The organism is Plasticicumulans sp. (genome assembly GCF_035331805.1).
In the GTDB taxonomy this organism is placed as follows: Bacteria; Pseudomonadota; Gammaproteobacteria; order Competibacterales; family Competibacteraceae; genus Plasticicumulans.
The window spans coordinates 1-8,544 of the sequence record NZ_DAOLKE010000145.1 but is presented as its reverse complement, the minus strand read 5'-3'; the positions used below and the strand labels follow the sequence as shown (position 1 = coordinate 8,544).

The following is an 8,544-nucleotide window of genomic DNA, read 5'->3' as shown; positions in this document are numbered from 1 at the left end:
TTCCAATGTTGCCGCACAGCGCCAGATGCCCAGGCCTCGATGGCCGCGAAGGTCTGGGCACCGCCTCGAACCTGTGGAAGCCGCCGTTGCGCGCCCCCCACAGCTGACACTCGCTCGGCACGCAACAGCGCCTCGGCGGCCGCAAGCACCTGCTGTCATCCGGATACGTCAGGCCTCATCTGGCTGAAGCCTGTTTGCCGAGGGCCGCCCGTAAGTACAGCCTCAGTACCTGTCGAGCAAGAGAGGGTTTTGCAAGACGCCCGAACGCGAGCACGAATATCAAAATTCCAATCCAGATGCAGGAGCGCAGCATTTTGACCACCGGCTCAGCCGGTTGCGGGATTCTTCAGGAACCCGGGGCTAGGGGCCGGCGGTACGCAGACCCGGTTCGATCCTGATTTCCACACGGCGATTGAGCCGATGGGTTTCCTCGTCATTTCCCTCATGACGCAATTCGTGTCTGCCGTGTCCCTCCACAACGATGCGACCGGCAAGTTCAGGCAGCCGCTGTTCAAGGGCGCGGGCAACCGTCTGTGCACGGGCCAAGGACAGGCGGTCATTATAGGCATCGGTACCGCGTGCGTCGGTGTGACCGACGACACGGATTTTCTGCTGCGGTACCAGCAACTTCGGCGTCGCCAGCGCCATGCCCAGTTCCGTGACCTGGCTGATGCCTTCTGCGGCCAGCTCGGAACTGTCATAGTCAAATTGCACCGGCAGCTGCACGCGCGGGACCACTCCGATGCCACGCGTCGCGAAGCTCGTGAAGATGCTGCGCATCGTATCGGCGGTCACCACGGTACTTGCCATCCGTACGTCCAGCGTGCGGCGCAACGCTTCGAGCCATGGCGGAGCAGCCTGCGGCGGCGAGACGGCTGCCAGCCGGCCATAAGCACCTTCGAGCGCCGCCACCGCCTCACCAATCCGGCCCTGTTCGTAACGGGCCTCGGCGAGTCGCCCGAGAGCCAGCATTGCAGCGCGGTCATCGCCGGCCAGCTGCAGGGCGGTCTCGAAGGCTTCGGCTGCCGGTCCGGTGACACCGAGCGCCAGCCGTTCACGCCCGAGGGCATAATGAGTGGCAAAGCGGCCACACAGGGACGCTGAACGCTCCAGCAGCACAATCCGCTGCGACACCTGTGGCTCGGTCTTCGATTGCTCGAACATTTGTTCGCCACGCTGGCAGTCTTCGGCAAAAGCCCCTGAAAGACTCAGACTGCCCAGCCCGACAAGCACGGCCACCACCCGCTTCATGGATCCGGACTGGAATTCGGTCATGGCTGCCTCCGGCAGAAGGTTCAGGATCCGGGCCCGGGACGGGTCACCAGCGATAGCTGCGCACGGGCCAGGGCCGGATCACCGAGCCAGTCGCCCAGGGCTTCCAGCTGCGGTGCACCGGACTCCCAGAAACCGCCGATCAGCTCCCGCAATCGCGGCTCGGGGTGCGGGAACGCAAAGGCCAGCACCTGATCAGTGCCGAACGGCGCCTGTACCAGGATGGATTCGGTGTCGACCGACGGAATGCGCACGGCCGTCCCAGCCGGCACGGGCTGCAGTTCGGCGGCATTGCCCGGATACAACACCGCGACGCTGCCGTCGGTGGATACGGTCAGTACCAGCAGTTGCGCGGGCTGCGCGCTGCGTACCGCGAAATGGATCGACTGCCCGCCGACGGCCACACTGCCGCGAGCCTGACCGGAAAGCTCGAGTTCGAGCCGGAACCCCGAATCCTGCGGCGCTGCCAGCACGCGCTCGACCCAGGCCTGTGCCCGCACGGCTGCCACGACCTTCTTGATGCCCGTTGCCGGCAGCCGGGTAATCTCGTCGCCGGCCGCTGACTGCAGCTGCCACTCCTCTCCATCACGGCGCACGATCAAGCGGGCATCGCGTTCGACGAGTGTCAGTTGCGCCAGTCCCTGAAGAACCGTGGTCAGGGCCGGCGTCGCGTCGACGAGCTGGACCCGCAGGGTGCGGCCGGCCGCAGGCGCAGCGGGCGCCGTACCCGGAGGTGGCGTTCCCTGCAGGAAAATGGCAGCGGCAATGCCGCTCCGATCGTCTTCGAGGCGCGGCAACAGCTGCGGGGTATGCGGCAGGCCGCGCTGGCGCAGGAAATTCAGCGTCACCTGATGCAGTTCGGCAGCACTGAGCCGGCCATCCCCGTCCCGGTCGGCGAGCAATGGTCCCTCCCCCCGCAGGGCGCGCAGCAAGGCATCGCTGAAGGCTCCGTGCGGGCGGCCGTCATAGGTAGGCACGCTGGCCAGCACGCTGGAGCCGAGATCCACCGCCGCCTCGCCTTCGCTGGCCGAGGATACGTAGGCCACAGCCCGGTACGGAAAGGCTTCTTCAACAGCACTGGCGCAGTTGTACCCGCAGAGGTCCGGGTCCTTCGCCGCCGGTTCGCTGCCGGCACCGCGGGGCGGCAACGCAACATAACGCTTGGTAAAGGCTGGCCGTGCCAGCGTATTGCGGTACAGGCCGCGCAAGGTATTGCCCGAATAACAGGCATCGATCAGCGCCAGCACCTGCCGGCCGCCACGATCCAGCGCCTCGATGCGCGGGCGCAGGTCCGTGCGCCCGACCAGCAGGCGCGAGATCATTTCCTCGCGCGTGCCCTCCGCTTTGAATTCGACCGGTACGAATGCGCCGGTCGAATACGGCAGCGGCAGACCGAAACCCCGGTCGCGACCGCTGGTGCCGTGACCGCTGAAGTACACGAGCACCAGATCCCCGGGGCGGCTGCGAATCAGCAGCCGGTCGAGTTCGTGCAGGATCGCCGCCCGGGTGGCCTGCACGTCCAGCAGCGTGACGATGTCCTGCGCTGCGAATCCCCAGCGTTCGATCAGGACCGAACGCAGTTCCGTGGCATCGTTGACGGCCCCTTCGAGGGGCTGGACCCCAGCGTACTGGTTGATGCCGACCAGCAAGGCCAGGTTGCGCGCCCCGGCATCCATGCCGAACACCAACAGCAGCACCCCGAGCAGCCACAGCCGTCGTAGCGACCGATCCGGCTCAGGATTCACACGCCGGCACCGACATCAATCGGTGGTGGTACCTCACCGCTGTGCAGGCGCGCGCGCCAGTCGGCGTCAGTCATGCGCCCCGACAGCGGCTGGCGGAACTGATGCACCGAAATCCGGGCCCCGGTGGCCGGACCGTGCCGGATTTCACGCGCCGGACCGGTCGCCAGTTCCAGCACCTCGGCGCTGGCCGCATCGGTATGCAGATCGACGATGACCGGTGCATCCCCCTCGCCGGCAAGCCCGAGCAGCGCCTGATCGAGGCGGTTCAGGAAATCCTCGTCCTGCGCATCAACGCTGCTGCCGGCCTGCAGACGCTCGACGATACCGATGCAATGCGTGAGCAGTTCCCGGAACGCCAGCCGCCCCGGGTGTGCGGCGACGGCCTGTTCGTGTTCGACGAAGCCGAGCAGCGCCCGCAACAGCGGCAGGGCCTCGACTTCGATCATGGCTCCGCTGCGCTGCCGGCCCGGCGATGGCAGTTCCAGCCCCTTGCCGGCCAGCGTGTACCCCTGCTTGACGTAGAGTTGATCGAGGCGGCGCTGGTAGGTCCAGAACCCGAGCATCGCCGTCAACCGCTCCCGGGCCGCCGGGGCGCCGGCAGCCGCATCGAAACCGGCACGCAGCAGGGTAAGACGTGCCGCCGCCGGCCCCGATTCGTCGGCATCGGCATCCAGTTGTTCGCGCGCCCGGCCCCAGGCTTCGGCATATCCCTCATAGCGATCGTCGCCAGCCCGGGTCAGCGCCTGCCGTGCTTCGCCACTGCCGAGCAGGGCCGGCAGTTCAAGCACGTTCGGCATGCCCTTGACCGGCAGGCCGTCGACGACACTCAGCGTGAACGGCGGCGGGCAGTCACCGCTGCACTGATGCCGGCCGACCTGCTTCCAGACCAGCCCCTGCAGCGCAGCCGATTCCGGCGTGTAGCGTGCCGCCAGCAGCCGCCAGCCCGACAGCGCCCGTGCCGGGGTCAGACCCGGTTCCAGACGCAAGGGGTCGACCACTCCGCTCGTGATGCGGGGCAGACGATCGTGCGCAAGGGCATGGGTCGCCAGCCGTCTGGCCAGGGTGGCGTCGGTTGAATCGGCTGCCCGCGAGACGACGAGCACGTCGGCGACCTGCAGATCATCGGCAGGACCGAAACGGCTGGCGAGCAGATCATCGATGCGCCGGTACCCCCGTGCCAGCGTTTCATCCCCGTCGATCAGGGCAGCGAGCCTTGCCGCCTGTACGGCGAGCCGCCCGGCTGTCGCTTCATCGAGCCCGGTCGAGGCGCTCGGCTGCACACCGAACAATGCCGTCTGCGCATAGCGAACGGCGCGAAAGTAGCCTGCCAGGGCCGGCGTCGCCGTATAGCGGCCGCGCGGCCGGAACTGGCTGTAGTCGATGCGTGCCCCGAACAGCGGCGAAGGTGCGACAGCCGCTGCTGCATGCACGAGCTCCCACTCGGCTCGCGCGCGCTCACCGGCCGGAGGGCCGGCGGAATCATCCATCAGCGCCACGAGCAGGCTGGCCAGTTCGAGGTTGGCGTGACCGGCTTCGTCATCCGGTCCATTGGCGAGTGCCTGATGCAGGCCACGGAACAGCTCGCCGACCTGCGGCAGCAATTCGGACTGTTCGGTCTCGGCCCAGGCACGTTCGCGAATCAGCGCGTAGGCGAGCAGCAGCAAATCCTGCGTGACGTAGTTCGGCCGGCCCTGCTGGCGGTTCTGTTCGTAAATGCCGAAAACGGAATCGAAAGCCTCCGCGGCCGGACCGGCACCGGCGAATGCGGGCGAACCAAGTGCCAGCAGCCCGAACGCCAGTACTCGCAGGCGTCGTCGGCTTGCGCGGCCCTTCATGGCTTGCGTGCCTCGATGATCATCGTATGCCGGGCGAGCCCCCAGAACAGATCCTTGCGCACGCTGAGGCCTTTTGGCTGGCTGCTGCCGGGCACCGCTTCCGGCGGCAGCACGTCATCGAGCCGGTCCGTACCGGTAGTGACGATGAAGGCGACGACCGTGGTGCCGAGCGGTGGCGCCGCATCGAAGCCCCACTTGGCCCGCGCCGGCGGAATCTGCAGCGGCTGCCCGGCCCGGATCGTGTTGTCGCGCTGCTGCGGGTTCGGATAGAGCACGCTGCGCTCGTCACCGGCATCGACCTGCACGATCCAGAGCTTGCCGGTGCGGCCCGACGTGACGGTGAAGCGGATGTCATCCCCGACCCGGTAGCGGGAAGCGAGGCTGGCCGTGACCTCGAAACCACCGCCCGGAGGTTCGAGCGCTTCGAGCACACGGCGATTGGGACCGGCCTCGCCGGAATCCGTCGTGCCACCGCCCGTCTGACAGCCGGCGAACAGCGCGAACAGTGCGCAAATCCCGAGATGGCGCAGCGGGGTGTACATCATGTCGAGTGCTCCTGATCGTCGAGAGTGGAGATCCGTAGGCGTGGGCTGAACCCGTCGATCAACAGCCGCCGGACGGGCAGATGCGGACTTCAGCCATGCCGGCGCGCAATGGCACGCCGCTCTGGGCGGACGAATCGCGTGCCACCGGCGCGATGCCCCGCAGGCCCCAGGGGCCGGGCGTAGCGAAGGTGCCGATCGGAATCCCCTTGCCGTCGCGCTCGACTTCCCCCTGGCGGTACAGGTCGATCGCCTTTTCACTGAGGAAAGCAACGACGAGGGTCGGACCGGGCGGATCGTTGGCTTTCAGGTCGAAGGGCAATCGTGTGGTCGGCAGCACGATGCGGCCGGCCTCGACTCGATTGTTCGATTCGTAGCGATTGGGAAACAGCACCGTGGCCTGGTCATGCGCATCGATGCTGACGACGTTCAGGAAGCCGCCGCTGGGAGCATCGACGGCGATCTCGACCGACTCGCCGATCGCATAGGCCCTGCGACCGATCTGCACCTGGACCGGTGCCGAATTGCCGACGATCTCCGCAGCCTGTCTCCACACCGGCCCGTGACCGTTGTCGAGCGAAATGAGCCGCAGCGGCTTGCCCGCCAGCACATCGCTGCCGGTCAGCACCGGATTGAACACCTGCCCGGGATCGGCCTTGGCGCGGATGTAGGCATCGGTGCGCTCACGCAACTGATTCAGCGTCAGCGGGCTGCCGCTGGCGGCGGCTTCCCGGATCGCTTCGAGCAGCCCCAGCGTGAACATGCTGCCCTTGGGTGTGGCAAGCGCCCGCTGGTCATCCCGGGCGGCCGTCAGCGAGACGTAATTGGGACCGGCACCGGTGGCCGTGTTCGGCCGGGATTCGACCATGATGCCGCGGTTGCTGAAGCCCTTGCTGCGCGCCACCGGCATGCCCGGATAGCTGAACAGCTTCGCGACCGCCATCACGTCGCTGCCATACGAACGGGCCGGCAGCACGCTCTTCGTGGCCGTACCGCTGTGGCAGGCGTCGATCAGCACCAGCACCTCGCGGCTCGGAATGGCGGCGATCAGTGCGCCGAGCCGGTCATCGACCAGACCGTTGACCAGTTCGATGCGCCCATCCTGCTGACTGGGAAGCAGGTCGTAGGGGACGAGGACTTCATCGGCCTGATCATCCTCGTCACCGTTGTCGTCGGGAATCTGCGTGCCGTGACCGCTGAAATAGATCAGCACCCGATCCTGTGGCCCGGTGCCGTCGATGAGCCAGGTCTTGAGTGCCTGCTCGATGCCGGCGAGGCTGGCCTGTTCATTGAGCAGGACCTGGGGGCGATAGCCGAGCATCGTGGCCGTGGATCGCATCAGGTCGATATCCAGATCGATGCCCGGCAATGGATTGATCTGCGGTGACTGGAAGCGCCCGACCCCGATCAGGAGGGCACGGTCCTCGGCCATCGCATCCGTGGCCGCGAGCGCGGTCGCGAGCAGCAGCGCGCGACCGAACAGGCGAAAGGCCAGGAAGGGGTCGCGCATCACTGCCCACCTCACTCGTCGATCCAGAACCGGCGTACGTCGTAGGAAACCGGCGCATCGCCACCTTCCAGCGTCAGCGCCTTGTCGGCGTTGTCGGCGACGAGATCCTTGCCGGTGCCGGGCAAGCGGCTGTCATCGAAATCCTCGGTCGGGCTGTAGATGGCGACCAGCGCGTGTCGCCCGGCCGGCGCCTCGGCACGGGCACTCGCCCGGCGCAGCGTGCGGCCATCCACCTGCTGGGTGGTCAGCAGCGCCCGGGTGCCATCCGGTTCGACCGTGTACAGACGCACCCAGCCCGAGTGATCGGCGCCATAGACGATGGAAACCCGGTCGCCGGTGAGATAGCGCTCCCGTGAGGTCGCCACGAACACCGCCGTACTCGTGGCCTCGCCCTCGGCCGGCGGCGCCGCACTGCGGGCTTCGCCGACGATGCGCACGGCGAGCTGGCGCATGACGACACCCTCGTTGCGCGCCCTGCCCCCCCCACCGGCGCTGCCGCCACCACCACCGCCACCGGCACTGCCGCCCCCGCCGCTGCCGGCTCCCGGAGCCGGATCGGGATCCCGGATACGGATACCCTTGGCTTCGAGCTGGCTTTCCCACTCATCGTTGTCGACGGTCCAGAAATCGCCGTCCTTGGTGAATTCCTCGATCTTGATGTCGATCGGCTGGGCACTGGCCAGCATCACGAATTTCTCGGTGCCGGGGCGGTCACTGACAAATTCGATCGTCCTGCCGGGGACACTCTGCGTCTTGCCCGGCTCATATACCGCCGATCGCTGGCGAGCGTTCGGCAGCACCAGCACCGCGCGCTTGGTCTGCGGATCGATCGTGTACACATACAGATGGAAGCGCCGGTTGCCCTGCACCCTGAACTGCAGCGGCTCGCCAACACGGAAACTCGACTTGGCAGGCTCGATGCTGACCTGTAGACCCAAAGCCGAATCGCGTACTTCCACCGCCTTTTCCCCGGCGGCTTCTTCGGCCCTGACTCCGTGAGCGGTCGTAGCCGCCAAAGTGGCAACCAACAGGGCAAGTGGACGCAGGGGGATGCGATTTGAGCATGGGCGGGACATCTTCCGGGCCTCCTCGTGGGGCGGGTTGTTCCCACATGGACGGACAGACAGATGTGATCTGACAGGCTCGCAGCATCGATGCCATGAAAAATGTGTGCTGGAAAAATTCTGGCGATCGGCTATTGATGGAGGCGCTGCGCCATACTGCGATGCAACAGGAAGGGAGGCCTGCCATGGGACTCTGCAAGTACCTCAATGCCAAGGCATGGCTGGCCAGCCTGGCCCTGCTGACACTGGCCAGTGCCACGCTCGAAGCCAAGCCCTTGACCGAGCCGGTCCTGCGCCTTGGTACGGACCGGCATACGGCACCGGTCAAGAGTTTGTCCACCGATGCCAGCGGGCGGCAGCTGCTGACGGCGTCCTACGACAAGACGGCCCGGGTCTGGGATACGTCGACCCTGGAATCCATCCGGACATTACGTGTTCCGATCGGACCCAATATGGAAGGCCGGCTCCTCGCCGGAGCCATAAACCCTGAAGGCCGACAAATCGCGATCGGCGGCACGCTCGGGGGCGCAGAGGATCCGGAATCCATCTATCTGTACGATCCCCGCACGGGCGACC

Annotated in this window: 6 protein-coding genes and 1 pseudogene; 1 reads left to right on the top strand and 6 read right to left on the bottom strand. The window is 66.8% G+C overall.

The features are described from left to right. Positions 1–360 precede the first annotated feature (360 nt). Genes PKE44_RS11250 through PKE44_RS11225 form a run of 6 tightly spaced genes read right to left on the bottom strand, consistent with a single transcriptional unit; the run spans position 361 to position 7,980 of the window. Positions 361–1,275, bottom strand: coding sequence for an OmpA family protein (locus PKE44_RS11250; protein ID WP_324551126.1), 915 nt, complete (start codon positions 1,273–1,275; stop codon positions 361–363). A gap of 20 nt (positions 1,276–1,295) precedes the next feature. Next, on the bottom strand, positions 1,296–3,017 hold the full coding sequence (locus tag PKE44_RS11245) for a caspase family protein (protein WP_324551123.1): 1,722 nt from the start codon (positions 3,015–3,017) through the stop codon (positions 1,296–1,298). Next, positions 3,014–4,852: a DUF3160 domain-containing protein gene (locus tag PKE44_RS11240; RefSeq protein ID WP_324551118.1), complete on the bottom strand. Its 1,839-nt coding sequence runs from the start codon at positions 4,850–4,852 to the stop codon at positions 3,014–3,016. The genes PKE44_RS11245 and PKE44_RS11240 overlap by 4 nt, the downstream gene beginning before the upstream one ends. After that, positions 4,849–5,397: a DUF4384 domain-containing protein gene (locus tag PKE44_RS11235; RefSeq protein WP_324551115.1), complete on the bottom strand. Its 549-nt coding sequence runs from the start codon at positions 5,395–5,397 to the stop codon at positions 4,849–4,851. The genes PKE44_RS11240 and PKE44_RS11235 overlap by 4 nt, the downstream gene beginning before the upstream one ends. A gap of 58 nt (positions 5,398–5,455) precedes the next feature. Beyond that, the gene (locus PKE44_RS11230) at positions 5,456–6,904 is read right to left on the bottom strand and encodes a caspase family protein (protein WP_324551113.1); all 1,449 of its coding nucleotides are present in this window, start codon (positions 6,902–6,904) and stop codon (positions 5,456–5,458) included. An 11-nt stretch (positions 6,905–6,915) separates the two neighbouring features. Next, positions 6,916–7,980, bottom strand: a complete 1,065-nt coding sequence (locus tag PKE44_RS11225) for a DUF4384 domain-containing protein (protein WP_324551110.1) — start codon at positions 7,978–7,980, stop codon at positions 6,916–6,918. 173 nt (positions 7,981–8,153) lie between these two features. Here PKE44_RS11225 and PKE44_RS11220 point away from each other — a divergent pair. Continuing rightward, positions 8,154–8,544 (top strand): annotated as a pseudogene (locus tag PKE44_RS11220) (hypothetical protein); the annotation flags it as partial.